Origin of the sequence: Pseudomonas sp. DD1, assembly GCF_044510355.1 — a bacterium.
Lineage (GTDB): Bacteria > Pseudomonadota > Gammaproteobacteria > Pseudomonadales > Pseudomonadaceae > Aquipseudomonas > Aquipseudomonas shahriarae.
In genome coordinates, this window is the sequence record NZ_MSAJ01000033.1 from 179,715 (window position 1) to 205,346 (window position 25,632).

Annotated in this window: 21 protein-coding genes; 11 read left to right on the forward strand and 10 right to left on the reverse strand. The window is 60.3% G+C overall.

All coding sequences use genetic code 11. The features are described 5' to 3' along the window. Positions 1-208: 208 nt before the first annotated feature. On the forward strand, positions 209-1,693 hold the full coding sequence (gene prpD, locus PSFL_RS20005) for a 2-methylcitrate dehydratase (RefSeq protein WP_397470408.1): 1,485 nt from the start codon (positions 209-211) through the stop codon (positions 1,691-1,693). A gap of 170 nt (positions 1,694-1,863) precedes the next feature. Beyond that, positions 1,864-2,781, forward strand: coding sequence for a hypothetical protein (locus PSFL_RS20010; protein WP_397470409.1), 918 nt, complete (start codon positions 1,864-1,866; stop codon positions 2,779-2,781). A gap of 53 nt (positions 2,782-2,834) precedes the next feature. Here the strand turns inward: PSFL_RS20010 and PSFL_RS20015 are convergent, their stop codons facing one another. The 5 genes from PSFL_RS20015 to PSFL_RS20035 are packed head-to-tail and all read right to left on the reverse strand — an operon-like array spanning position 2,835 to position 8,304. Continuing rightward, positions 2,835-3,563: an alanyl-tRNA editing protein gene (locus PSFL_RS20015; RefSeq protein ID WP_115128717.1), complete on the reverse strand. Its 729-nt coding sequence runs from the start codon at positions 3,561-3,563 to the stop codon at positions 2,835-2,837. A 2-nt stretch (positions 3,564-3,565) separates the two neighbouring features. Beyond that, a complete protein-coding gene (locus PSFL_RS20020) occupies positions 3,566-4,558 on the reverse strand; it encodes a serine O-acetyltransferase (protein WP_057960345.1) in 993 nt (330 codons plus the stop codon). Positions 4,559-4,581: 23 nt separating this feature from the next. Then, complete coding sequence (locus PSFL_RS20025) at positions 4,582-5,496, reverse strand: PLP-dependent cysteine synthase family protein (protein ID WP_057439531.1); 915 nt, start codon at positions 5,494-5,496, stop codon at positions 4,582-4,584. 25 nt (positions 5,497-5,521) lie between these two features. Continuing rightward, entirely contained in the window at positions 5,522-7,384 is a 1,863-nt protein-coding gene (moeB, locus tag PSFL_RS20030; protein ID WP_057439530.1) for a molybdopterin-synthase adenylyltransferase MoeB, read from the reverse strand. A gap of 26 nt (positions 7,385-7,410) precedes the next feature. Continuing rightward, the gene (locus PSFL_RS20035; RefSeq protein WP_162947804.1) at positions 7,411-8,304 is read right to left on the reverse strand and encodes a DMT family transporter; all 894 of its coding nucleotides are present in this window, start codon (positions 8,302-8,304) and stop codon (positions 7,411-7,413) included. Positions 8,305-8,464: 160 nt separating this feature from the next. On the opposite strand from PSFL_RS20035, the gene PSFL_RS20040 reads away from it, so the two are divergent. Then, positions 8,465-9,889, forward strand: coding sequence for a PLP-dependent aminotransferase family protein (locus PSFL_RS20040; RefSeq protein ID WP_115129428.1), 1,425 nt, complete (start codon positions 8,465-8,467; stop codon positions 9,887-9,889). Positions 9,890-10,029: 140 nt separating this feature from the next. On the opposite strand, the gene PSFL_RS20045 is transcribed toward PSFL_RS20040, so the two are convergent. Further along, a complete protein-coding gene (locus PSFL_RS20045; RefSeq protein WP_032863389.1) occupies positions 10,030-10,848 on the reverse strand; it encodes a pyruvate, water dikinase regulatory protein in 819 nt (272 codons plus the stop codon). Positions 10,849-11,026: 178 nt separating this feature from the next. On the opposite strand from PSFL_RS20045, the gene ppsA reads away from it, so the two are divergent. The 8 genes from ppsA (at position 11,027) to PSFL_RS20085 (ending at position 19,154) form a co-directional block, all read left to right on the forward strand. Then, positions 11,027-13,402: a phosphoenolpyruvate synthase gene (ppsA, locus tag PSFL_RS20050; RefSeq protein WP_029298284.1), complete on the forward strand. Its 2,376-nt coding sequence runs from the start codon at positions 11,027-11,029 to the stop codon at positions 13,400-13,402. Positions 13,403-13,501: 99 nt separating this feature from the next. Continuing rightward, complete coding sequence (locus PSFL_RS20055; RefSeq protein WP_057960344.1) at positions 13,502-14,491, forward strand: alpha/beta fold hydrolase; 990 nt, start codon at positions 13,502-13,504, stop codon at positions 14,489-14,491. Between the two features lie 229 nt (positions 14,492-14,720). After that, on the forward strand, positions 14,721-15,212 hold the full coding sequence (gene rraA / locus PSFL_RS20060; RefSeq protein WP_029298280.1) for a ribonuclease E activity regulator RraA: 492 nt from the start codon (positions 14,721-14,723) through the stop codon (positions 15,210-15,212). A gap of 23 nt (positions 15,213-15,235) precedes the next feature. Then, positions 15,236-16,231: a zinc transporter ZntB gene (locus PSFL_RS20065; RefSeq protein WP_170044415.1), complete on the forward strand. Its 996-nt coding sequence runs from the start codon at positions 15,236-15,238 to the stop codon at positions 16,229-16,231. An 85-nt stretch (positions 16,232-16,316) separates the two neighbouring features. After that, positions 16,317-16,562: a hypothetical protein gene (locus PSFL_RS20070; protein WP_038442312.1), complete on the forward strand. Its 246-nt coding sequence runs from the start codon at positions 16,317-16,319 to the stop codon at positions 16,560-16,562. Between the two features lie 2 nt (positions 16,563-16,564). Further along, on the forward strand, positions 16,565-17,389 hold the full coding sequence (locus PSFL_RS20075; RefSeq protein ID WP_057439525.1) for a mechanosensitive ion channel domain-containing protein: 825 nt from the start codon (positions 16,565-16,567) through the stop codon (positions 17,387-17,389). 86 nt (positions 17,390-17,475) lie between these two features. Then, on the forward strand, positions 17,476-18,066 hold the full coding sequence (sigX, locus tag PSFL_RS20080; RefSeq protein WP_057439524.1) for an RNA polymerase sigma factor SigX: 591 nt from the start codon (positions 17,476-17,478) through the stop codon (positions 18,064-18,066). Positions 18,067-18,173: 107 nt separating this feature from the next. Next, entirely contained in the window at positions 18,174-19,154 is a 981-nt protein-coding gene (locus PSFL_RS20085) for an OmpA family protein (protein ID WP_057444927.1), read from the forward strand. 60 nt (positions 19,155-19,214) lie between these two features. Here the strand turns inward: PSFL_RS20085 and cobA are convergent, their stop codons facing one another. Genes cobA through nirB form a run of 4 tightly spaced genes read right to left on the reverse strand, consistent with a single transcriptional unit; the run spans position 19,215 to position 25,439 of the window. Beyond that, positions 19,215-19,952, reverse strand: a complete 738-nt coding sequence (cobA, locus tag PSFL_RS20090) for a uroporphyrinogen-III C-methyltransferase (RefSeq protein ID WP_397470410.1) — start codon at positions 19,950-19,952, stop codon at positions 19,215-19,217. 11 nt (positions 19,953-19,963) lie between these two features. After that, the gene (locus tag PSFL_RS20095; protein WP_397470411.1) at positions 19,964-22,672 is read right to left on the reverse strand and encodes a molybdopterin-dependent oxidoreductase; all 2,709 of its coding nucleotides are present in this window, start codon (positions 22,670-22,672) and stop codon (positions 19,964-19,966) included. Beyond that, positions 22,672-22,989 carry a nitrite reductase small subunit NirD gene (gene nirD, locus PSFL_RS20100; RefSeq protein WP_115128711.1) on the reverse strand — a complete coding sequence of 106 codons (318 nt, stop codon included), beginning with the start codon at positions 22,987-22,989 and terminating at the stop codon, positions 22,672-22,674. Before nirD ends, PSFL_RS20095 begins: the two co-directional genes overlap by 1 nt. Beyond that, positions 22,986-25,439 (reverse strand): nitrite reductase large subunit NirB, encoded by a 2,454-nt coding sequence (gene nirB, locus PSFL_RS20105; RefSeq protein WP_397470412.1) that lies wholly within the window; start codon positions 25,437-25,439, stop codon positions 22,986-22,988. Before nirB ends, nirD begins: the two co-directional genes overlap by 4 nt. Between the last annotated feature and the right edge of the window lie 193 nt (positions 25,440-25,632).

A 25,632-nucleotide genomic window follows, 5' to 3' on the forward strand; every position in this document is an offset into this window, starting at 1 on the left:
GGGCTTGTGTGGGAGCGGGCTTGCCCGCGATAGCGGCGTGTCAGTCACGCAGATACCAACTGATCCAGCGCTATCGCGGGCAAGCCCGCTCCCACAAGGGGGCGGCGGCCTCTGGATTTATGTACGAAAGCAGGCATTCAGACCTGCCACAAACCACCCACCCTGAGCCTGAGGAAGGAACACACCCAACCCATTTTGGAGTACTGCCATGAGCGCCAACGTCGACCAGAACAACCGCCCCGACTACGACCCGGTTTTGCAGGACATTGCCGATTACGTCCTCAACTACCGCATCGACTCCCCGGATGCCCTGGACACCGCCCGCAACTGCCTGATGGACACCCTCGGTTGTGGCCTGCTGGCCCTGCGTTTTCCCGAGTGCACCAAGCATTTGGGGCCGATTGTCGAAGGCACAGTGGTGCCGTTCGGTGCGCGGGTGCCGGGTACGTCCTATCGCCTGGACCCGGTCAAGGCCGCGTGGGACATCGGCTGCATCGTGCGTTGGCTCGATTACAACGACACCTGGCTCGCCGCCGAATGGGGCCATCCTTCGGATAACCTCGGCGGCATTCTCGCCGTCGCTGATCACCTGTCGCAAAAGCGCGTGGCCCATGGCGAGGCGCCGTTGACCGTGCGCGCGGTGCTGGAAGCGATGATCATGGCCCACGAAATCCAGGGTGTGATTGCCCTGGAAAACTCCTTCAACCGCGTCGGTCTTGACCATGTGCTGTTGGTGAAAGTGGCCTCCACTGCGGTCTGTGCCAAGTTGATGGGGGCCAACCGCGAACAGATGCTGTCGGCACTGTCTCATGCCTTTGTCGATGGTCAGGCCTTGCGGACCTACCGGCATGCGCCAAACGCCGGGTCGCGCAAATCCTGGGCGGCGGGGGATGCATCCAGCCGTGGTGTACGTCTGGCGGATATCGCTCTGCGTGGCGAGATGGGCATCCCCGGCGTGCTGAGCGCACCGCAGTGGGGCTTTTACGACGTGTTGTTCAGTCACACCAACAAGGACCTGGCCCTCAAGCCTGAGGACAAGCGCGCATTCAGTTTGCCCCAGCCCTATGGCACTTATGTGATGGAAAACGTGCTGTTCAAGATCAGCTTTCCTGCAGAGTTCCACGCCCAGACCGCCTGTGAAGCTGCTGTCACCTTGCACCCGCAGGTCAGGCACCGCTTGCACGAGATCGAGCGCATCGTGATCACCACCCACGAGCCGGCCATTCGCATCATTTCCAAGGTCGGCCCACTGGCCAATGCGGCCGACCGCGACCATTGCCTGCAATACATGACAGCCGTGCCCCTGGCGTTTGGCAACCTGGTCGCCGAGCAGTACGAAGATGAGTTCCATACGGCGCACCCGATCATTGATGAGTTGCGCGGCAAAATGGAAATCGTCGAAGACCCACGCTACAGCCGCGAGTACCTGGAAGCGGACAAGCGTTCCATTGCCAACGCGGTGCAGGTGTTCTTCACCGATGGCTCGAGCACCGAGCAGGTCGCGGTGGAATACCCGATTGGCCATCGTCGGCGCCGGGCGGATGGCATTCCTTTGCTGGAAGACAAGTTCAAGGCCAACCTGGGGACACGCTTCCCCGCGCAGCGCAGCGCCGAGATTTTTGCACTGTGCAAGGATCAGGCACGGCTTGAAGCGACGCCGGTGAACCGGTTTGTGGATTTGTGGGTGATATGAGGGCGTCGAGCGGCGAGTTGTGAAGTGGACATACTTTGCTATTCGTACGCCCGACATCGCCGGAACCTTATTCCGATAATGACCAATCAGATAGCCAGATGACCTGTTTTTGCCGGGGCATCCGGGATGCAATGCCCGTGAATCAACTACCTGAATCTGAGAGGTCCACTATGACGAGCGTAAGCCATTCGCAGTACGCACCCAGCCAGCCCTATGAAATGCCTCCCAAACCAGCGTCCGTGCAGAACGAAGGCCGTGCTGAAACGGATGCCCCGCCCGGCGCGCAAGCAGATTCAACTCCACCCCGCCCACCGATGACTGCGCAGCAGCGTGGGCAGTTTGCGGCACATAAAGGCCTGGTCAATTCACCGTCATCCAGTGCCAATACTAACTCGCCTCAACTGGCGCAGCTCTCCCAGGAAAACAACCAGCTGCGTGACAGTCTTAACCAGTTGGTTGCCCACTTCACGCCGATAATCACTGAGCTTGAACAGCAGATAGCAAACCTGGGGCAGCAAGCCGGCATGATGGAGAGCCCTGTAAAAGGGGGCGCCCCATCGAAACAAGATGCCAGTGGCCGCGCAGAAGCAGGGCAGGGCAAAGTGCCGCCTGAAGCCAGTGCTCGCGCAGACAACAACACGCCGGTGTCGGGGTCGGAGGCACCTCGTAGCCTCGAGCAGCTGACTGCTGAAAATGACCAACTGCGCGAGACGATTGAGCGCCTGCAAACCCAGTTCACGGCGGTGGTGACTAAGCTGCAAAAGCAGATCCAGGCGTTGACCCAGAAAATGGGGGGGGCAGATGCCTCCGCAAACGAAGCCCCTGCCGCAGGTCCGAAGACTGACGGCAATGCCCCGTCGGCTCCCCCATCGGCTGAGCAAGCGCCCGGTGCCGAGGACGCTCCAGCAGCGGCTCAGACCCATGAGCCAACGCCACCGGCGAACCGCAGCGCTGACGATCTCATGCGCGACAACCAGCAACTGCGCGCACGTATAGATCAAATGATGACTGAGTTCACCCAGGTGATTACCCAGCTGCAACAGCAAGTCCAGCAATTGAGTGCCCAGATCAAAGCCCAGGCGAAGTAAAGGCAAGCGTGCCAATAGGGGCGTTTACCCCCTCCCGTTGGCAGCTTGATGCTTCACTCGAACCGCAGGATCACCCGCCGGTTGTGCTTGCTTTTTTTCTCGATTTTCTCGCAGAACACCCGGCCGATTTCTTCGGTGTTGACCACATGGGTGCCGCCACACGGCTGGATATCAATGCCGGCAATTTCAATCACCCGCACCGCGCCCTGGATCACCGGGGGCGCGACCGCCTGGGTGCGGGTGATCTGCAGCAGGGTGGAATATTCGGACGCAGGCATCGACAGCGACTTGACCTCATGGGCCTGCTCGATCAAGGCATTGAGGTCGCGGGTGATGCTCTCCTTGTCCAGGGTCATTTCCGGTAGGTCGAAATCCAGGCGGCCCTTGTCGGCGCTGATGCTGCAACCGGTCACCGGCGCGTCGATGATCGAGCACAGCAGATGCAGGCAGGTGTGCATCTTCATGTGCTGGTAGCGCCGCTCCCAGTCCAGGCCGGCGTCTACCTGTGCGCCTGCGCGCAATGACTCGGGGCAGTGTTCCACTTGATGCCAGATGATCGAGCGCAGTACCGGGTCGCGCACAGTCCCGGTCACGTTGACTCGGCTGCCGTCCGCCAGAGTGAAGTAACCGGTGTCTCCGGGCTGGCCACCCCCGGTGGGGTAGAACAGGGTGTGCTCCAGGGCCACGCCCTGTTCGCTGACGGCAATCACGCGGGCGCTGAAGGCGTTCTGGTAAGGCGCGCTGTCAAACAGCGCCAGGGTTTCCATAGTGTGTACGGACATGTTCATCCTCCAACGATCAGTGGGCTGGTTTGCAGCAGGCGCCGCACCATTGCGCTCAACCCGGGTGGGGAGAGCAGGGTGACTTCGAACTTCGCCCCGCACACCTTCAGGTTCAGGGGCAGGCGCGGGGGATAGGTGGGGGCCTGCAGCGTGCGCAGGCGAAACTGCAGGTGATGACGCTCCTTGACCGTGGGCTCCAGCACCACGCCGGACAATGGATGGAAGTCGGCATCCAGCAGCGTGACCCGGTGGCTGATGTCGACTTCACCGACCACATGCAGGCGCTCGTCGAGGGCAAAGGCTCCGAGGTAGTTGCTGGCGTCCGATTCGTCGTTTTTCTGCAACTGGATCTGGTTGACCACCTTGACCTTGGTGCCTGCGGGCACGTCCTGGGTGATGACACAGGAGGGGCTGATAAACACGTTGTCGCCGATCAGCACATACCCGAGCACCCTGGCGCCTGCGCCGACTTCCACGTTATTGCCCAGGCGCGGGTGACGCTTGCCGTCCGGGTTGTTGGCGATGCCCCGGGCGCCCAGGGTCACGCCACACAGGATGTAGCAGTCATTGCCGATCTCGCAGGTTTCGCCGATTACCGTGCCAAAGCCATGATCCAGCACAAAGCGCCGGCCAATGCGGGCGGCCGGGTGGATTTCGGCGCCGGACAGGAGCTTGCCCTGGTTGCTCAAAGTCAGCGCAATGGCGCAGAACTGGCCGTGGGCCGGGTCGGGAAGGTTCCAGACACAATGCGCCAGCCGGTAATACAGCACGGCCTTGAACGAGGCGTAGGACTCCAGGATCAGTTCACCCCGGCCGCGGGACGCCGGATCGCGCCAGGCGTAGGCGATCAGGTCCTCGGCCACTTCCTGCGCCGCTGGCTGGATCAACTCCGCCAGGTGTGGCTGCAACTGTGCCATCTGCGCTGGCGACAGGGTGGTGATGAGGTGGGTCAGCAACTCATCGTGCAGCTGTTGCATGTCGATAAAGCCTCCCATGGAAGGCACCCCCGTAATTGTCGTTATTCGAAACAGGGCAGATAACTGTCGGCGCTGTCGTACACCATGGTCAGGACGACGGTGTCGGTGGGCAGTTCCGGGGCGAGCTTGGCGATGGCCACCATATTGGCGGCTGACGACAGTCCCAGGCTGATGGCGTCGGTACGCATGATGCGCTTCATCATTTCCAGGCAGTCGAGGCGCGAGACCTTGAGCATGCCGTCCAGCACATTCAGGTTGAGAATGCTCGGGATCAAGCCGATGGACAGGCCCTGGATATGGTGTGGCGCATGGCGGTCGCTGAGCAGGTCGCACTCCTCGGGTTCTACACCCATCACGCGGATCTGCGGCCAGGCGGCCTTGAGGGTTTCACCGATCCCGGTGATATGGCCCCCGGTGCCGATACCGCTGACGAAGTAGTCGACCTGGCGCTCGCCAAAGGCGCGGATGATTTCCGGGGCGGTGGTGTCGCGATGGGTCTGGGGGTTGGCGCCGTTGCGTTGCTGGTTGAGCATGACGAAGCTGGGGTTTTCCAGCTGCAGCTCCATGCACTTTTCGCCATGGGAGTTATTGCCCAGGCGGCTGTCCGACAGCACCACCTTGGCCCCATACAGGCGCAGCAGCTTTTGCTTTTCGGGGCTGTAGTTGTCGGGAATCACCAGCACCACTTTGTAGCCCAGCACATTGCCGGCCATCACCAGGCCGATGCCGGTGTTGCCCCCGCTGGGTTCGATGATGGTTTGCCCTGAGTTACGAATCAGGATGCCCCGGCGCTCGGCGTCGAGGATCATGCCCAGGGCAATCCGTGCCTTGTGGCTACCGCCCGGGTTCAGGGATTCAAGCTTGGCGAAGACCTCGATGCCGAGGTCTTCGGAGAATTGTTCCAGGCGCACGATGGGCGTTTGGCCGATGGCGTCGAGTATGGAGTTGTGCAGCATCAGATAAGTACCCCCAGGCCTGTGATCAGTACAAAGGCATGTCGGGTTCGACGTCGCGCACCCAATGTTTCATGCCGCCTTCAAGCACCCGGGTGTTGGCAAAGCCAGCGGCCAGCAAGGTGCTGGCGGCCTGCTCGGCGCGGATGCCGGCGTAGCAGATCAGGTAATGGGTGTTGTCACGGCTGAGCGTGTCGAGGTGCTCGTCGAGCTGGGCCAGGGGGATGTGCACCACGCCGGGCAGTTGGCATACCTCCAGCTCGCTGGCGTCGCGCACATCCAGCAGGATGTCGGCGCTGCTGCGCTGCTCCAGCAACTGCTTGAGCACCTGGGGCTTGATGTAGTGCTCTGCCGCCAGGCTCGGAGCGCTGCGGATGGCATCGGCACAGACGGTGGCTGCGGGCTGATGTTCTTCACGCAGGTCGGAGCAGCACGGGCAGTCGGCGCGGCGCTTGAAACGGATTTCACTGAACTTCATGGCCAGGGCATCAAAGCGCATCAACCGGCCGGATAAGGATTCGCCCAGGCCAATCAACAGCTTGATCGCCTCGGTGGCCTGGATCATCCCGACCACGCCGGGCAGTACACCGATGACCCCGCCAGCACTGCAATTGGGCGCCAGTTCCGCCGGCGGGGCGTGGGGGTACAGGCAGCGGTAGCAGGGCCCGCCCTGGTAATTGAACACGCTGATCTGGCCGTCGAAACGGTAGATCGCGCCATACACCAGCGGCTTGCCCAATTGTACGCAGGCATCATTGACCCGGTAGCGGGTCTCGAAGTTGTCCGTGCCGTCGATCACCAGATCGTAGGCGCCGACCAGTTCCAGGGCATTGTCGGCGTTCAGCGCGGTGTCGTAGGTGTTGATCCGGATGTGCGCGTTGAGGTCCTGCAGCCGGCGCTTGGCGGATTCGACCTTGGGCAGGCCCAGGGTGCTGTTGCCATGCACCACCTGGCGTTGCAGGTTGCTGCTTTCCACCACATCGAAGTCCACCAGCCCCAGGGTGCCGATGCCGGCAGCGGCCAGGTACAGGCTGATGGGTGAGCCCAGGCCGCCGGTGCCGATGATCAGCACCCTGGCTTTCTTCAGGCTCAGCTGCCCTTCGCGGCCGACACCGGGCAGGGTGATATGGCGCACATAGCGCTGCACTTCCTCGTTGCTCAAGGACTCGATGTCCATGCCGCCGGAGGTGGCGAGCAGCACTTCGATTTTTGCTTTTTCGGGCAGCGGCTCGTCGGGGCCGATCAGTTCTTCCCCGGCCGTGAACAGGAAGTGTTCCTTGAGCCGGCCGTTGTTCTCGTGGAACAGGTGCGCCCGCAGCTGCGGGTAGCGGGCACATAGGCCTTCAATGACTTCGCGCAATGTCGATCCGGCACCCTCGAGGGTCGATTCTGGCAACTTGGCCACACGGGCCAGGATGTCGGGGAAAGAGACAGCGTTCATGTACAACTCCGTTTGCAGGTCGTTGAAGGGGTTGAGGGCGAAGTGCGTGCCATCCCAGGCAAACAGCTTCGACCCAAGGGCCTTGCCCTGGCGGACATCCACCACCAGGTAACTGACGGGGTAGATCGGTTCCCCCATGTAGAGGGCCTTGTCCTGATCCTCGTCGCTGAAGTAGGCACCGACATCCGGGTGGGAGTGGTAAATCACCACCACCGGGTTGTCCGTGCGAAAGGCCTTGTTCATCAGCAGCGTGTCGGTCACCGAGAAGGTGTAGCCGTTGGCCGCGCTGCGGGGGTAGGCCTCGGGGTTCTTGCGGTGCAACTCGTTCTGGATATTGCTGCCCAGGTACACGCTGCCGTCGGCAAAGACAAAGCCGCAGCACTCTTCGGGATAGGTGCTGCTGGCGTGGGCGTAGATCTGCTCCAGGGCGGTTTGGCGGAGGACTTCCATGTTTCTCTCGCGTGGTGGGTAAAGGGTCAATTGGGTTTTGCCAGCAGCTTTTCGATCGGCAGCTTGGTGATTGCAAAGCCGGCCAGCAGGATCGCCGAATACAGCATCAGGTCCCGGGACAGTTCCAGGCCTTCGTACCAGGCACCGATGATCACGGCGAACACCGGGAAAATAATGAAGACGAACGACAGGATGATCGGGCTCAGGCGCTTGAGCAGCATGAAGTACACGATAAAACCGCCCACCGACGCTACCAGGCCCAGGTAGAACAGGGCGCTCCAGGACCGCAGGGTGATGGCCTCGAAGGTCGGCGATTCAAACCAGAGGCCGGCGACGAACAGCATCAGCCCGGCAATCCCGATGGGCAGGGTGTTGTAGGTGATCACGCTGATGGCGCTGCCTTTTTGCTTGGTAATGACATAGCACAAGGCATGCATGATCGCGGCGGTCAGAATCGCCAGTACGCCGAAGAACTCGGCATGGTCAAGGTGCAGTCCCTGGCTCTTGAGGATCATGTACAGGCTGCCGAAACCGATGCCGATCCCGATGACCTGGGAAAAGTAGATGCGCTCGCGTAGGAACAATGCCGAGAAGATCAGGATAAACACTGGCATGCAGCTGAACAGCAGGGCGGTCAGGCCGGACGAGACGTGCATCTCGCCGTAGTTGAGCAGGTAATACGGCACGCTGAAGTAGCACAGGGTCACGAACACAAAGAACCAGCGGCTCTCCCGTGGAAACAGGATTGGTTCGCGCCGCACCAGGGCAAAGCACAGGAACAGCGGAAAGGCGATCAGGAAGCGCAAGCCCGCCGAGGTCAGTGGCGGCACGCTTTCCACCGCGATCTTGATCCCCAGCCAGGTGGTGCCCCAGCTCAGGCAGACAATCAGAAACATCACACTGGTGATCAGGCCAGCCAGCCATTGTTTGTGGTTTTTGGTTTTTTCGGCATTTTCGATGACGGCGGACATTGGCATTGTTTATTGCTTCCCTGAGCCGGAATTGAACTCTATATTGAACTTGTAATTAGAGGTTTCACCCGGTGAATGAACCCGTAAAAGCACACTATTAGGGCGAATGATGGCTGTCAAAACAAATATTGACATGGTGTCAATCATGCGAGAGGGACTGTCCAATGGGCAGGGTGTGAAGTACAAGCGCCTGTCAGATGTCATGGAGCGGGGCATCCTCGAAGGCTTGATCGAACCGGGGCGCAAACTGCCCCCTCATCGGGTGCTTTCCGACAATCTGGGGGTGACCATCGGGACCATCAGCCGTGCCTACGGTGAACTGGAACGCCTGGGCCTGGTGGTGGCACGGGTGGGCGACGGAACATTCGTGCGCAAGCGTGGGATGGAGCGCCAGCGTGACGAAGGCTTTCGCAACGTCAGCGAGGAGCCGCGGCAGTACTTCGATATGAGCCGCAATATGCATATCCCTGGGCAGGAGACCACGTTCCTGGCCCAGAGCTTTGAAACCCTGGCCACCAATGCCAAGTTCCTGCAGGACATCAGTGCCTACACCCCGGACGCCGGCTTGCCCCGCTACCGCGCGGCAGGTGCGCAATGGTTGGTGCAGCGCGACTTTCACCCGATTCCCGAGCAGGTCATCTGTGTCAATGGAGGCCAGCATGGGTTGCTGTGCGCCTTGATGGCGTTGGTGCGCGCGGGCGACACGGTGGTGACCGAGCAGTTGACCTACCCCGGCCTGATCACCGCCGCGCGGATGCTGGGCATTCGCCTGATCGGCCTGGAAATGGATGAGGAAGGCGTGTTGCCAGCAGCCCTGGAGGAAGTCTGTCGCAATCACCGGGTGGCCGCCCTGTACTGCACGCCGACCATCCAGAACCCGACGACGGCGGTGTTGTCGGTCGCCCGCCGTGAGGCACTGGTCAGGGTGTGTCGCGAGCACAACCTGCTAATCCTCGAAGACGAGGCCCACGGTGTGCTGGTGCAAGATCGCCCGCCACCCCTGAGTCACTTTGCCCCGGAGCGCACGATTCTGATCAGCAGCCTGAGCAAGGCCGTGTCGGCCGGCTTGCGGGTGGGTTATGTGCATGCGCCACCGGCGCTGGTCAGCCGTATTTCTGCGGCCCTGCGTTCAACCTGCTGGATGGCCACGCCGGTGACCCTGGAGCTGGCCACGCAGTGGATTGAAAATGGCACGGCAGAGCATCTGCTGCGTCAACAGGTCAGTGAAATCAGCCGCCGCAAGGCGTTGGTCGAAGACCTGCTGAGCGGCCTGGAGTACCGGACTCACCTCAACAGCCCGCACTTCTGGATTGAAGTCCCGGAGCCTTGGCGGGCGTCGGAAATCGAGGCTGAACTCAAGCAGAACAATTACCTGATCGCCACGGCAGAAGCGTTTGCCGTAGGGCAGACGGCGGTGCCGCAGTTTATTCGGGCGAGTATCTGCAATACGTCTGAGGATGATCAGTTACTGAGGGCCGGATTTGATGCGTTGGCTACGGCGCTGGGGCAGGGGGGGGACCGGTTCCACCTGTAAATGTTGTGGCGAGCGGGCTTGCCCGCGTTGGGCTGCGCAGCAGCCCCAAAACCAGGCCCCGATGAGTGTCTGGTGTACCGTGTTCTTCTTTATTTAGGGCTGCTTCGCAGCCCAACGCGGGCAAGCCCGCTCGCCACAGGTTATTTGAAGCGCCGCTCAACACCTTTTTCCACAAGGATCTTCGCCGAAATCTCTTCCACCGAAAAGTGCGTGGAATTGATGTGCGCAATGTTTTCCCGGCGGAACAGATTTTCCACTTCCCGCACCTCGAACTCGCACTGGGCATAGCTCGAATAACGGCTGTTGGGCTTGCGTTCGTTACGGATCGCCGTCAGCCGGTCCGGGTCGATGGTCAGGCCAAACAGCTTGTGCTGATGGGTGCGCAGCACCGCCGGCAGTTGCAGGCGTTCCATATCGTCTTCGGTCAGCGGGTAGTTGGCCGCACGGATGCCGAATTGCATGGCCATGTACAGGCAGGTCGGGGTCTTGCCGCAGCGCGACACGCCGACCAGGATCAGGTCGGCCTTGTCGTAGTAGTGGGTGCGGGCGCCGTCGTCGTTGTCCAGGGCGAAGTTGACCGCCTCGATCCGCTCCATGTAGTTGGAGTTATGGCCAATGGAATGGGACTTGCCCACGGAGTATGAGGAATGTTCACTCAGCTCCTGTTCCAGGGGCGCGAGGAAGGTCGAGAAGATGTCGATCATGAAACCATTGGAGGTCGCGAGGATCTCACGGATGTCCTGATTGACGATGGTGTCGAAAATGATCGGGCGCATACCGTCTTTTTCGGCGGCCAGATTGATTTGTTGTACCATGGCCCGCGCTTTATCCACGTTATCGATATAAGGCCGGGTGAATTTGGCGAAGGTGATGCTTTCGAACTGCGCGAGCAGGCTTTGACCCAGGGTTTCGGCGGTAATGCCGGTGCCGTCGGAGATAAAGAAAGCAGATCGTTTCATTTGAGCCTTGGGCCTTAAGCTGATGACGAATCTTGGATATGATAGGCGCGGTTTTGCCGCCCCACAGTGGGCTGCATTCTCACTTATTTTCCAGGTCCAGGCCACAAACGCCGGTAAATGCTCCTACTGAGCCACCGGCGCCCTGAGCTTTTCCAACACAGTTAGTGGAGAGATCACCTTGGTAGAGTACGTAGTTTCCCTCGATAAGCTCGGCGTCCATGATGTAGAGCATGTGGGGGGCAAGAACGCATCCCTCGGCGAGATGATCAGTAATCTTGCGGGCGCTGGTGTTTCGGTGCCCGGTGGTTTCGCCACCACCGCCCAGGCATACCGCGATTTCCTCGAACTGAGCGGCCTCAACGACCAGATCCACGCTGCCCTGGACGCGCTCGACGTCGATGACGTCAACGCCCTGGCCAAGACCGGCGCACAGATCCGTCAGTGGATCATGGAAGCCGAGTTCCCCGAGAAGCTCAACGCAGAAATTCGCACCGCCTTCGCCACCCTGTCGGCCGGCAACCCGGACATGGCTGTCGCCGTGCGCTCCTCGGCCACCGCCGAAGACTTGCCCGACGCCTCCTTCGCCGGTCAGCAGGAAACCTTCCTGAACATCCGTGGCGTGGAAAACGTCATCCGTGCAGCCAAGGAAGTATTTGCCTCGCTGTTCAACGACCGCGCCATTTCCTACCGTGTGCACCAGGGTTTCGACCACAAACTGGTGGCCCTGTCTGCCGGCGTGCAGCGCATGGTGCGTTCGGAAACCGGGACGGCCGGCGTGATGTTCACCCTGGACACCGAATCGGGCTTCCGTGACGTGGTATTTATTACCGGCGCCTACGGCCTGGGCGAAACCGTCGTACAAGGCGCGGTCAACCCGGACGAGTTCTACGTGCACAAGCACACCCTTGAAGCCGGCCGCCCGGCGATCCTGCGCCGCAACCTGGGCAGCAAGGCTATCAAGATGATCTACGGCGACGAGGCCAAGGCCGGTCGCTCGGTGAAAACCGTTGATGTCGACAAGGCCGAGCGTGCGCGTTTCTGCCTCAGCGATGCCGAAGTCAGCGAATTGGCCAAGCAGGCGATGATCATCGAGAAGCACTACAAGTGCCCGATGGACATCGAATGGGCCAAGGATGGCGACGACGGCAAGCTGTACATCGTCCAGGCCCGCCCGGAAACCGTGAAAAGCCGTACTTCGGCCAATGTCATGGAACGCTACCTGTTGAAAGAAACCGGCACTGTGCTGGTGGAAGGCCGTGCCATCGGCCAGCGCATCGGCGCGGGCAAGGTGCGGATCATCAAGGACGTGTCCGAGATGGACAAGGTCCAGCCAGGTGACGTGCTGGTCTCCGACATGACCGACCCGGATTGGGAGCCGGTGATGAAGCGCGCCAGCGCCATCGTCACCAACCGTGGCGGGCGTACCTGCCACGCGGCGATCATCGCCCGTGAACTGGGGATCCCAGCGGTTGTCGGTTGTGGCAACGCCACCCAATTGCTCAAGGACGGCCAGGGCGTTACCGTTTCCTGCGCCGAAGGCGATACCGGCTTCATCTTTGAAGGTGAGCTGGGCTTCGATATCAAGCAAAACTCCATCGACGCCATGCCCGACCTGCCGTTCAAGATCATGATGAACGTCGGCAACCCCGACCGCGCCTTTGATTTTGCGCAGTTGCCGAACGCCGGTGTGGGCCTGGCCCGCCTGGAATTCATCATCAACCGCATGATCGGCGTGCACCCCAAGGCCCTGTTGAACTACGACGGCCTGCCGGTGGAAATCAAGGACAGCGTCGACAAGCGCATTGCCGGCTACAACGATCCGGTAGGTTTCTACGTCGAGAAACTGGTGGAAGGCATCAGCACCCTGGCGGCGGCGTTCTGGCCGAAGAAAGTCATCGTGCGCCTGTCGGACTTCAAGTCCAACGAATACGCGAACCTGATCGGCGGCAAGCTTTACGAGCCGGAAGAAGAGAACCCGATGCTGGGCTTCCGTGGCGCCTCGCGTTATATCAGCGAAGCATTCCGCGATTGCTTCGAGCTTGAGTGCCGCGCCCTCAAGCGTGTGCGCAACGAGATGGGCCTGACCAACGTCGAGATCATGGTGCCCTTTGTGCGCACCCTGGGCGAAGCGAGCCAGGTCGTTGACCTGCTGGCCGAGAACGGTCTGACCCGTGGTGAAAACGGCCTGCGCGTGATCATGATGTGCGAGCTGCCTTCCAACGCAATCCTCGCCGAAGAGTTCCTGGAGTTCTTCGACGGTTTCTCCATCGGCTCCAATGACCTGACCCAGTTGACCCTGGGCCTGGATCGCGACTCCGGGATCATCGCGCACCTGTTTGACGAGCGTAACCCTGCGGTCAAGAAGCTGCTGGCCAACGCCATCCAGGCCTGTAACAAGGCCGGCAAGTACATCGGGATCTGCGGCCAAGGCCCTTCCGATCACCCGGACCTGGCCAAATGGCTGATGGAACAGGGCATCGAAAGCGTCTCGCTGAACCCCGATTCCGTGCTGGAAACCTGGTTCTTCCTGGCTGAAGGTCAAGCCTCGGCGTAATTGCCATTTGCCGGCCAGCCAGTGTGGCTGGCCGGCATTTCTCATTCTGTACAGGGCGGAACTCCTACCGGACGCCGCCCTTTTTTGTGCAAGAACATTATGCAAAGCAGCAGCAACCTGTTTCCCGTCGCCTTGATCAGCGCTGAGCGTCGTGGCGACCTGAGTGAAGATGTCTATCGCCTCAAGCCTGGCAACAGTCCGGATGGCACCGTAGAACTGGCGGTGACACGCCTGGGCCTGGCCGATGTCGCGCAAAGCCGTGGCATACCGGTGGTGTTGGTGCATGGCAGCTTTTCCAATCGGCGGTTCTGGTATTCGCCCAAAGGTATTGGCCTGGGGGCGTACCTGGCGCGCCAGGGCTTTGATGTGTGGATCCCGGAGATGCGCGGCCACGGGCTTTCCCGACGCAACCACGACTACGCCAAGAATCGCGTCGCCGACTATGCTCGTTACGACTTGCCAGCCATCGCCGCTTTTGTGCGTGAGCAAAGCGCGCAGATTCCGCACTGGATCGGCCACTCGCTGGGTGGTACGACCTTGGCGGCAGCCTTGGGTGGCCAGTATCTGGGCGCGCCGGCTGTCGCGTCGGTGGCGCTGTTTGGCTGCCAGGTCAGTCGTACTTACTGGCCGTTGAAAATTCCGCCGGTGGAGTGGGGCGGGCGCTTGATTCTGAAGCGTTTTGCCCAACTCTCCGGTTCGCGGCTCAAGCGCGGGCCGGAAGATGAGCCCATCGGCCTGGCCTTGGAAAGCATGCGCTGGCACGGTTTGTTCGGGCGTTTTGGCGATGCTGAGCGCGACTGGTGGAAAGGCCTGGCTGAGGTCGATGTGCCGCTGCTGGCCGTGAGTGCCGCAGGCGATCATCAAGACCCGGACTGGGCCTGCCGCAAGCTGTTTGACCAGGTCGGCAGCGAGCACCGCCAATACCTGTGCCTGGGGCGCAAGCAGGGGTTCAGCGGTGATTTCGGGCATGTCGAAATGCTGGTCAGCAAAGCCGCCCAGGCCGAGGTATGGCCACTGGTGCAGCGTTGGTTGAATGATCCACTGACACCTTTGGTCGGCTCGCAGGCGCCTGTGCTCGAGAGCGTCTGAGAAAAGGCTCTGCCAAGGGCGTTTCACTCGCGGTGGCTTGCGGCTAAGATATGACGCTTCGGGATGTTTTGGTCATATTCAGTCGCGCAGTGGCTATTGCGTTACGGTCTGGTGGGTCTGATCATGGTCGCCCGCGCAGTGGCAGGGCTTAAAGAATGCCCCTTGCGATGCGTTTTCCTGATGTAGCTGTGGATGTTCGACACCTTCTTTCACCGACAGGAGCTTCTCGATGAACCATTACGTTACCCCCGACCTGTGTGACGCCTACCCGGACCTGGTGCAGGTGCTGGAGCCGATGTTCGCCAACTTTGGTGGCCGGGACTCCTTCGGCGGTCAGATCGTGACCGTCAAGTGTTTTGAAGACAACTCCCGGGTCAAGGAACAGGCTGAGCTGGACGGCACCGGCAAAGTGCTGGTGGTCGACGGTGGTGGTTCGCTGCGCTGCGCCTTGCTGGGCGACATGATTGCTGATCGAGCGGCGAAAAATGGCTGGGAAGGCTTGGTGATCTACGGTTGTGTGCGTGACGTTGACGTGTTGGCGCAGACCGACCTGGGCGTGCAGGCCCTGGCCAGCCACCCGAAAAAGAGTCATCGCCAGGGTGTGGGCGACCTGGGCGGGGCCGTGACTTTTGCTGGCGTGACATTCCGTCCGGGCGAATATGTCTACGCCGACAATAACGGCGTGATTGTTTCGCCCAGCCCGCTGAAAATGCCGGAATAACCGCAGTAGTCGATGGGGTGAGGATGTTCGAGGAAGAAAACGCGCAGTGGGGGCTGGTGCATGCCCTGGTGCTGGACGGTAAAGGTGGTGCGCGTTCGATTGCCCGGACCGAGCTTGACGACCTGCAACTGCAGCCCCAGGAAAGCCTGTGGCTGCATTGGGACCGCAGTCACCCCCAGACCCAGACCTGGTTGCGCAAATCCAGTGGCCTGAGCGAATTCGCCTGTGACCTGCTGCTGGAGGAGAACACCCGCCCGCGGCTGTTGCCGTTGCCAGACGACGAGTTGCTGCTGTTTCTGCGCGGGATCAACCTCAATCCGGGGGCTGAGCCGGAAGACATGGTGTCGGTGCGTATCTTTGCCGCGGCTGATCGGGTCATCTCCTTGCGTCTGCGACCCTTGCGCGCCACCGACGAGTTGCTGGTGCAGTTGGCGGATGGAAAAGGCCCCAAGAGCGCTTCCGAGCTGATCTTGTACATGGCGCAGTACCTGACTCATAAAGTGCAGGATCTGGTCAGCGACCTGTCTGAAATCGTCGATATTGAAGAAGAAAAACTGGATGCCGACGAACGGTATACACCGGAACATGGCAACGTCCTGCAGATCCGTCGGCGTGCTGCTGCGCTCAAGCGTTTTCTGGCTCCGCAGCGGGATATTTTTGCGCAACTGACACGCATAAAATTGCCCTGGTTTGTCGATGACGATGCCGACTATTGGAATGAATTGAATAACAGCCTGACCCGTTACCTGGAAGAGCTGGAACTGAGCCGGGAGCGCGTGGGGCTGGTGCTGGAGGCCGAGGATCGGCGTTTGAGCGTGCGTATGAACCGCACCATGTACCGCTTCGGGATCATCACCGGGATCTTTTTGCCGATGAGTTTCCTGACCGGTTTGCTGGGGATCAACGTCGGGGGGATTCCGTTCTCCGAGAGTCCCTATGGATTCGTGGTGGCCTGCCTGTTGATGGTGTCAGTGGCCCTTGGACAGTGGTGGTTGTTTCGACGTTTACGCTGGGTTTGACCTGAACGTGACCTGAACGCTGGGAGAGGTCATGTGACCCGACGAATTTTGCCCTCGTCTTTTAATTCACTTGCGAGAGGTCCCTATGCACGATCCGTTTGAACAGTCTTTGCGTGACATGCTTAACGCTTCGCCGTCCAACCGTGACGACGATGCTTGCCTGGGCCGCGTACTGAAAACCGCCAATCGCCAGGTAGGCGCGGGCGACCTGTTTGGTCTGCTCGGCCGCTGGGTGCCGGCACTGATGATGGCGCTGAACAATGGTTCGGCCCATGTATCACCTGTTTCTCGTCGTAAACCTATTGCTCGCACTGCTGATAAGGCTGATTGAATATGGAACTTGATCTCTGGACACAGAGTCTGGTCACTGCAATGACTGCGTTGTGGACCAAGGTGGCGAATTTCATTCCCAACCTGTTTGGTGCGCTGGTGCTGGTATTGCTGGGTTTTGTCGTGGCCAAGCTGCTCGACACCCTGCTCTCCAAATTACTCGCCAAGCTGGGCCTCGATCGCCTGATGGCTGGCACCGGGTTGACCAAGCTGCTGGGGCGCGCCGGGCTGCAAGTGCCGATCTCGACGCTGATCGGCAAGATCGTCTATTGGTTTGTTTTGCTGATTTTTCTGGTTTCTGCGGCGCAATCACTTGGACTTGAGCGAGTTTCAGCTACGCTCGACATGCTTGCGCTGTATTTGCCGAAAGTATTCGGCGGCGCGCTGGTGTTGCTGGTGGGTGTGTTGCTGGCGCAACTGGCCAATGGGCTGGTGCGCGGCGCTGCCGAGGGTGTAGGCCTGGACTATGCCGGCGGCCTGGGGCGAATTGCCCAGGGCCTGGTGATCATCATCAGTATTTCGGTGGCGATCAGCCAGCTGGAGGTCAAGACTGACCTGCTTAACCATGTGATTGTGATCGTTTTGATTACCGTTGGTCTGGCCGTTGCGCTGGCCATGGGGTTGGGAAGCCGGGGAATTGCCGGGCAGATTCTTGCGGGAATTTATGTGCGTGAGTTGTATCAGGTGGGGCAACACGTGCGTGTTGGCGAGGTCGAAGGGCAGATTGAAGAGATCGGTACGGTGAAAACCACGGTGCTGACCGATGATGGCGAACTAGTGTCGCTGTCCAATCGGGTTCTGCTGGAACAGCAGGTCAATAGCCGCTAACCCGGTAACCCTGCTAATGTACGCCGCCGCAAACCTGGGTATCCAGGCTGTGGCGGACATTGACCTGACTGTCGGCACGACTTGTTTTGAATAAAGCCCAAACGCTGTCCACGCGCTATGACCCCCGTGAGCTCTCTGATGAGGAGTTGGTCGCGCGCGCACACACGGAGCTGTTTCACGTAACACGCGCGTACGAAGAATTGATGCGCAGGTATCAACGCACTCTGTTCAACGTTTGTTCAAGGTATTTAGGGAACGATCGTGATGCGGATGATGTCTGTCAGGAAGTGATGCTCAAGGTGTTGTATGGCCTGAAGAACTTCGAGGGTAAATCGAAGTTCAAAACCTGGCTCTACAGCATCACGTACAACGAGTGCATCACGCAGTATCGTAAGGAACGGCGAAAGCGTCGCTTGATGGACGCGTTGAGCCTTGACCCCCTTGAGGAGGCGTCTGAAGAAAAGACGCCGGCACCCGAGGAGAAGGGCGGGCTTGATCGCTGGTTGGTGCATGTGAACCCAATTGACCGGGAAATTCTGGTGCTACGATTTGTCGCAGAACTGGAATTTCAGGAAATTGCTGACATTATGCATATGGGTTTGAGTGCTACAAAAATGCGTTACAAACGTGCTCTTGATAAATTACGTGAGAAATTTGCGGACAGTACTGAAACTTAGTTCGGTGCAAATATCTCTTACGTGTAGGCAAGTTCTGTTAGACTTGTCGCCGAGTTGTCCCCCGGTATGTGGGACTGCTTTACAATCACCAGATGGGGATTTAACGGATGAAACTGAAAAACACCTTGGGCTTGGCCATTGGTTCTCTTATTGCCGCTACTTCTTTCGGCGTTCTGGCACAAGGCCAAGGCGCAGTTGAAGGCGAGCTGTTCTACAAGAAGCAGTACAACGATAGCGTCAAGCACATCGAAGACGGCTTCAATCCTGGCGCTCGCATCGGTTACTTCCTGACCGACGACCTGTCCTTGAACCTGTCCTACGACAAGACCAACCACACCCGTTCGACTGACGGTACTGGCAACCAGAAGATCAAAGGTGATACCGGCAGCCTCGTTGCTCAGTACCACTTCGGTCAAGCTGGCGTCGACTCCCTGCGTCCATACGTAGAAGGTGGTTTCGGTCACCAGAGCCGTGGCAACGTACGTGCTGACGGCCACACCGGTCGCGATCAGACTACTTTCGCTACCGTTGGTACCGGCGTTAAGTACTACTTCACCAACAACCTGTACGCTCGTGCCGGTGTTGAAGCTGACTACGGTCTGGACAACGGCAAGTGGGACTACTCCGCACTGGTCGGCCTGGGCGTAAACTTCGGCGGTAACGCTGGCGCAGCTGCTCCAGCTCCTACCCCAGCACCAGCTCCAGAGCCAGTTCCAGAGCCAGAAGCTCCGGTTGCTCAGGTTGTTCGTGTTGAGCTGGACGTGAAGTTCGACTTCGACAAGGCCGTTGTTAAGCCTAACAGCTACGGCGACGTGAAAAACCTGGCCGACTTCATGGCTCAGTACCCAGCTACCAACGTAGAAGTTGCTGGTCACACTGACTCCGTCGGTCCAGACGCCTACAACCAGAAGCTGTCCCAGCGTCGTGCTGACGCTGTTAAGCAAGTCCTGGTTAAAGATGGCGTAGCTCCTAGCCGTATCACTTCGGTTGGTTACGGCGAATCCCGCCCAGTTGCTGACAACGCAACTGAAGCTGGTCGCGCTGTTAACCGTCGTGTAGAAGCGTCGGTTGAAGCTCAAGCTCAGTAATTACTGAGTGCTAGAAAAAAGCCCGGCTTAGGCCGGGCTTTTTTTCGCCTGCCATTTGCCTCAGGCGCTTGCCAGCAAGGCGGCTTCCACGGCTGTGGCTGCTACCGCGCCGATCACCAGGATGGCTGGGCTCTTCAAGGCAAACCCCTGGGCATCCTCCTGCATGCGCGCCAGGGAGCTGCGGCATTCGCGCTGCTGGGGCATCGAGGCGTTCTCGATCATGGCCACCGGCATATCAGCGGCCATGCCTCCTTCCAGTAACTGCTGGGCAATCTCTGCAAGCTTCGCCACACCCATGTAGACCACCAGTGTCGTGCCACCCTCGGCCAGTGCCCGCCAATTAAGGCTGCTGTCGTCCTGGGTATGGGCAGTGACAAGCGTCACGCCACGACTGATTCCCCGCAGTGTCAGCGGTATGTCGCAGTTTGTTGCACCCGCCAGCCCGGCCGTGATGCCATTGACCAACTCCACGCTGACCCCTCGCGCCTTCAGCCAACTGGCCTCTTCGCCGCCGCGTCCGAAAATGCACGGATCGCCGCCCTTCAGGCGCACCACGCATTTACCCTGGCGCGCATAACGCAGCATCAAGCGATGAATGAAATCCTGGGGTGTGGAACGGCACCCCCCGCGCTTGCCGACGGTAATCACCTGCGTACCGGGGCAATGCTCAAGTACCGCCGGGTTGACCAGATCATCAATCAGCACCACGTCGGCCTCGTGCAGGGCCCGTACGGCCTTGAGGGTCAACAACTCCGGATCACCCGGGCCTGCGCCCACCAGCCAGACTTTTGCATTCATAGGTATTGCCCTCACACACTGATAGCGATTGGCAGCGAGGTGCTTGCCAATAGCCGTTTGATTTCGGGGACGCAGGAGCCACATTGCGTGCCGCAGCCCAATGCTTGTTTCAGCCCGTCCAGGTTCAGGCCGCGGCCGATGCCGGCGCATATCGCGCTTTCACTGACGTTTTTGCAGTTGCAGAGAATTCTGTTGCTGGTCGTTCCACCACCGGGCGGCGCGCTTAGCGGTGCCAGCAGCCAGCGGCGTAACTGTTCGTCGGCGCGGCCTTCCAGCCACAGGCTTTGCAGCCAGTGGCGGGCGAGGGTTTCGCCGGCCAGGCGGATCGCGGTAATCCGGCCTTTCTCGATCTTTACCCGTTTACCAATGGAGCGGCGCGGGTCGTCATAGGCCATGACCGGGCCGTCATTGAGGCCCAGCAATCGGTCGATGCTGTTGAGCAGTTGCAGATCCGGTGCTTCGGTATGGGCAGCCCGCACCAGCAGGGCCGGCCGCTCACGCCCGGTCAGGCTCAGGCTGACGTAGGCAAACTGCTCACAAAGGGGGCGCAAGGCTTCGAAGTGTTGCTGCACATCGCCCTCGATCAGCGCGAACAAGTGCCAGGGCAATTGCACGGCTTCCAGGCGTACGCCGCTGTGTTTGAGTTCCGGCTGTTTCGACAGTGGGTCGAACGCCGGCTGGGTCAGCGCATTGACGCCACCCTTAAGGAAGCGATCGCCCCAATGCATCGGCAGGAACGCCTGGCCGGGTCGCACGCTGTCATCACTGGTCACCGCCACAATCACGTTGCCGCGACGGCTTTTGAGATTGACCAGGTCGCCTTCTTTGAAACGGTGCCGGCGCAGTTCGTCCGGGTGCAGGCTGAGCGATGCTTCGCTGACATGGCCAAAGAGTTGCGCCGCCGTGCCAGTACGGCTCATGCCATGCCATTGGTCACGCAGGCGGCCGGTGATCAGGGTCAGTGGAAAACGCGCGTCACGCTGCTCTTTGGCGGCGCGATAAGGATCAGCGACAAACTGCGCACGACCACTGGCGGTCGGGAAGATGCCATCGGTGTACAGCCGTGGCGTGCCGGCCTGGGCCTTTGCGGGAAACGGCCATTGCTGCGGGCCGATGCGGTCGAGCAGGGCGTGGCTGAGGCCCGACAGGTCCAGGTCCTGACCACGGGTCAGCTGTTTGTATTCATCAAACACCTGCGCGGGCGTTTCAAAGGCAAACAGGCCGGTTTTTTGAGGACGCAAGCGGCGCTCCAGGCGCTGTGCGAAATCCACGGTAATCGCCCAGTCTGGTCGCGCTTCACCCGGTGGGGCGATGGCCTGGCGCACGTGGGAAATGCGCCGTTCGGAGTTGGTCACGGTGCCTTCTTTCTCGCCCCAACTGGCGGCGGGCAACAACAGGTCGGCAAAGGCGGCGGTTTCTGTGGTGCGGAAGGCCTCCTGCAACACCACGAACGGGCACGCGGCCAGGGCCTGGCGCACGTTGTTCTGGTCTGGCAACGATTGCGCGGGGTTGGTGCAAGCGATCCACAACGCTTTGATCTTGCCGGCCTGTACCTGCTCGAACAGTTCAATGGCGGTCAAGCCGGTGCTGCAGGGCAGTTGTTCAACCCCCCAGTAGGCGGCCACTTCGGCGCGATGCTCAGCGTTGCCGGCGTCGCGATGGCCTGGCAGCAGGTTCGACAGGCTGCCGGTCTCCCGGCCGCCCATGGCGTTAGGCTGGCCGGTCAGGGAAAAGGGCCCGCAACCCGGGCGGCCAGTGGTGCCGGTGGCCAGGTGCAGGTTGATCAGCGCACTGTTTTTAGCGCTGCCGGCGGTGGACTGGTTCAACCCCATGCACCACAGCGACAGGAAGCTGGGCGAGGTGCCCACCCACTGTGCGCACTGGCGCAGTTGTTCGACACTGATCCCACACAATTGCGTGACCATCTGTGGCGTGTAGTCATGGACCAGCCGCTTCAACTCCACCAGACCCTCGGTATGGGCCTGGATAAAGTCGCGGTCGATCCAGTCTTCCCACAGCAACAGATGCAAAATCCCATGGAACAACGCCACATCAGTACCGGGTAGGATTGCCAGGTGCATATCCGCCAAGTCGCAGGTGTCGGTGCGCCGGGGGTCGATGACCAGCACTTTCATCTCGGGTCGGCGTGCCTTGGCCTCTTCCAGCCGGCGAAACAGTACGGGGTGGGCGTAGGCCATGTTACTGCCGACGATCATCACGCAATCGCTGGCCTCCAGGTCCTCATAGCTGCACGGCGGCGCATCGGCGCCCAGGCTGCGCTTGTAGCCGACCACTGCCGAAGACATGCACAGTCGGGAATTGCTGTCGATATTGTTGGTGCCCACCAGGGCCCGCGCGAGTTTGTTGAAACTGTAGTAGTCCTCGGTCAACAGTTGCCCGGAGATATAGAACGCCACGCTGTCGGGGCCATGCTCGGCGATGGTGTCGGCGAATACATTGGCCGCGTGTTCCAGGGCCGTGTCCCAATCGGTGCGGCCGCGGGCCAGTTCTTTGCCCAGGCGCAGCTGCGGGTACAACGCCCGCGCCGTCAGATCGCCGGTCAGGTGCAGGCTGGAACCCTTGCTGCACAACTTGCCGAAGTTGGCCGGGTGTGCCGGATCGCCGCTGACCCCGAAGATCTGCGTGCCATCGTGCTCGATCAGCACGCCGCAGCCGACCCCGCAGTAGCAGCAGGTCGATGCCGTGACCTGGCGGTTCATCAACCGGCGTCCCGCAGGGCCAGCATCACCCGGCCGTTTTCCACCCGGGCGTGGTGATGGTGGGCGCAGCCGATATCCGGTGCCTGGGCTTCGCCGGACGCCAGGTCGATCTGCCAGTTGTGCAGCGGGCAGGCCACGCGTTTGCCATAGATCAGCCCCTGGGACAGCGGCCCGCCCTTGTGCGGGCAGCGGTCATCGAGGGCGAACACTTCATCGTCACTGGTGCGAAAAATCGCGATTTCCCCTCTCGGGCCACTGACAATGCGCGAGCCCAGGGAGTTGATTTCTTCGAGGGCGCAGATATCCAGCCAGTTCATAGCACTACCTCCAGCTGTTTGACGGCGATGGTGTCGAATTCCTTCTTCAACAGCGGCTGCTCCAGGCGCTCTTTCCACGGGTCTTGTTCAAACGACAGGGAGAATTGCAGGCGCTCATTGAGGGCCTGGCGCCGCGCCGGGTCTTCCAGCACGGCCTTCTTGATGTGGTCCATGCCCACCCGTTGCAGGTAGTGCACGGTGCGCTCCAGGTAGAAGGCTTCTTCGCGGTACAGCTGTAGGAAAGCGCCGTTGTACTCACGTACTTCTTCGGCGGTCTTGAGCTTGACGAAAAACTCCGCGACCTCAGTCTTGATCCCGCCATTGCCGCCGATGTACATCTCCCAGCCCGAGTCGACGCCGATAATGCCCACATCCTTGATCCCTGCTTCCGAGCAATTGCGCGGGCACCCGGACACCGCCAGCTTGACCTTGTGGGGCGACCACATATTGAACAGGTCATGTTCCAGCTCAATGCCCAGTTGCGTGGAGTTCTGCGTGCCAAACCGGCAGAACTCGCTGCCAACACAGGTCTTCACGGTGCGGATGGATTTGCCGTAGGCATGCCCGGACGGCATATCGAGGTCTTTCCACACCCCGGGTAGGTCCTGTTTCTTGATGCCCAGCAAGTCGATGCGCTGGCCGCCGGTGACCTTGACCATCGGCACGTTGTACTTGTCGGCCACATCGGCAATCCGGCGCAGCTCGGAAGGATTGGTCACACCGCCCCACATCCGTGGGACTACCGAGTAGGTGCCGTCTTTCTGAATATTGGCGTGGGCCCGTTCGTTGATCAGGCGCGATTGCGGGTCGTCCTTGGCTTCGCCCGGCCAGGTGGAAATCAGGTAGTAGTTGAGTGCCGGGCGGCAGGTGGCGCAACCGTTGGGCGTACGCCAGTTCAGGTAGCTCATGGTGTCGGCGATGGTCAGCAAGTGCTGGTCGCGAATGGCCTGGCGGATTTGCCCGTGATTGAGGTCGTTGCAGCCGCAGATGGCTTTTTCGCTTTTGGGTTTGACGTCGGCGGCGCCGCCCACAGTGTTGATCAGGATCTGCTCCACCAGCCCGGCACAGGAGCCGCAGGAGCTGGCGGCCTTGGTGTGTTTTTTCACCTCATCGACACTGAACAGGCCCTGTTCCTGGATCGCCTTGACGATGGTGCCCTTGCACACCCCGTTGCAGCCGCAGACTTCGGCGTTGTCGGCCATGCTCATGGCTTTGTCCTGGCCTTGGTGGCCTACATCGCCCAGGGCGTTTTCGCCGAACATCAGGTGATCGCGGATCTCACTAATGCCATGGTTCTCACGGATCTGCCGGAAATACCAACCGCCGTCGGCGGTATCGCCGTACAAGCAGGCGCCGACCAGTATGTCGTCCTTGATCACCAGCTTCTTATAGACGCCGCCGATAGGGTCGGAAAGGGTGATGGTCTCGGTGCCTTCGCCGCCCATGAAGTCGCCAGCAGAAAAAAGGTCGATGCCGGTGACTTTCAGCTTGGTCGAGGTCACCGAGCCTTTGTAAGTGGCGAAGCCCAACTGCGCCAGGTGGTTGGCACACACCTTGGCCTGCTCGAACAGCGGCGCCACCAGGCCGTAGGCAATCCCACGATGGCTGGCGCACTCGCCGATGGCATAGATGCGCGGGTCGTAGGTTTGCATCGTGTCGTTGACCAGAATCCCACGGTTGCACGGGATGCCGGACTGTTCCGCCAGCTCGGTGTTGGGGCGGATACCGGCAGCCATCACCACCAGGTCAGCCGGAATCACCTCGCCATTTTTGAACTGCACCGAGCCCACGCGACCATTGCCGGCGTCATGCAGGGCCTGGGTCTGTTCGCACAGGCGAAACACCAGGCCCCGGCTTTCCAGTTCGGTTTGCAGCAACTGGCCGCTGGTCTTGTCCAACTGGCGTTCCAGCAGCCATTCGCCGATATGCACCACGGTCACTTGCATGCCGCGCAACATCAGGCCATTGGCCGCTTCCAGGCCCAGCAAACCGCCACCGATGACCACCGCGTGCTTGTGGGTGCGGGCGGTGTCGATCATGGCCTGGGTGTCGGCGATATCGCGGTAGCCAATGACACCCTGCAAGGTATTGCCGGGGATCGGCAGGATAAACGGGGTCGAGCCGGTGGCGATCAGCAGGCGATCGTATTCGGCTTCCGTGCCGTCTTCGGCGATGACTTTGCGCTTGACCCGGTCGATCTGCACCACCTTGCGGTTGAGCAGCAGCTTGATGTTGTTTTGCAGGTACCAGTCCAGGTCGTTGAGCACGATCTCTTCGAACGTCTGCTCACCGGCCAGCACCGGCGACAGCAGGATGCGGTTGTAGTTGGTATGGGGCTCGGCGCCAAAGACCGTAATGTCATACAGCTCGGTGCTCAGCTTCAGCAGTTCTTCAAGGGTGCGAACCCCGGCCATGCCGTTGCCGATCATCACCAGTTTGAGTTTCTTCATGTCGTTCTCCGCAGTGGCTCGACAAATCACGCGCAAACAAAAAAGGCGTCCCGCTAGTTGCCTAGCGAGGACGCCTTTGTCCTGGTCCCGTTCTCTCGGGAAAGCCCCACCTTCGTCGTTGAAGGGTGGGCTGTATGTGGGGGTGTTGCAGAAGCTAATGCAGTGGTTGTGCCAAGTCGCGCAACGCCGGGTT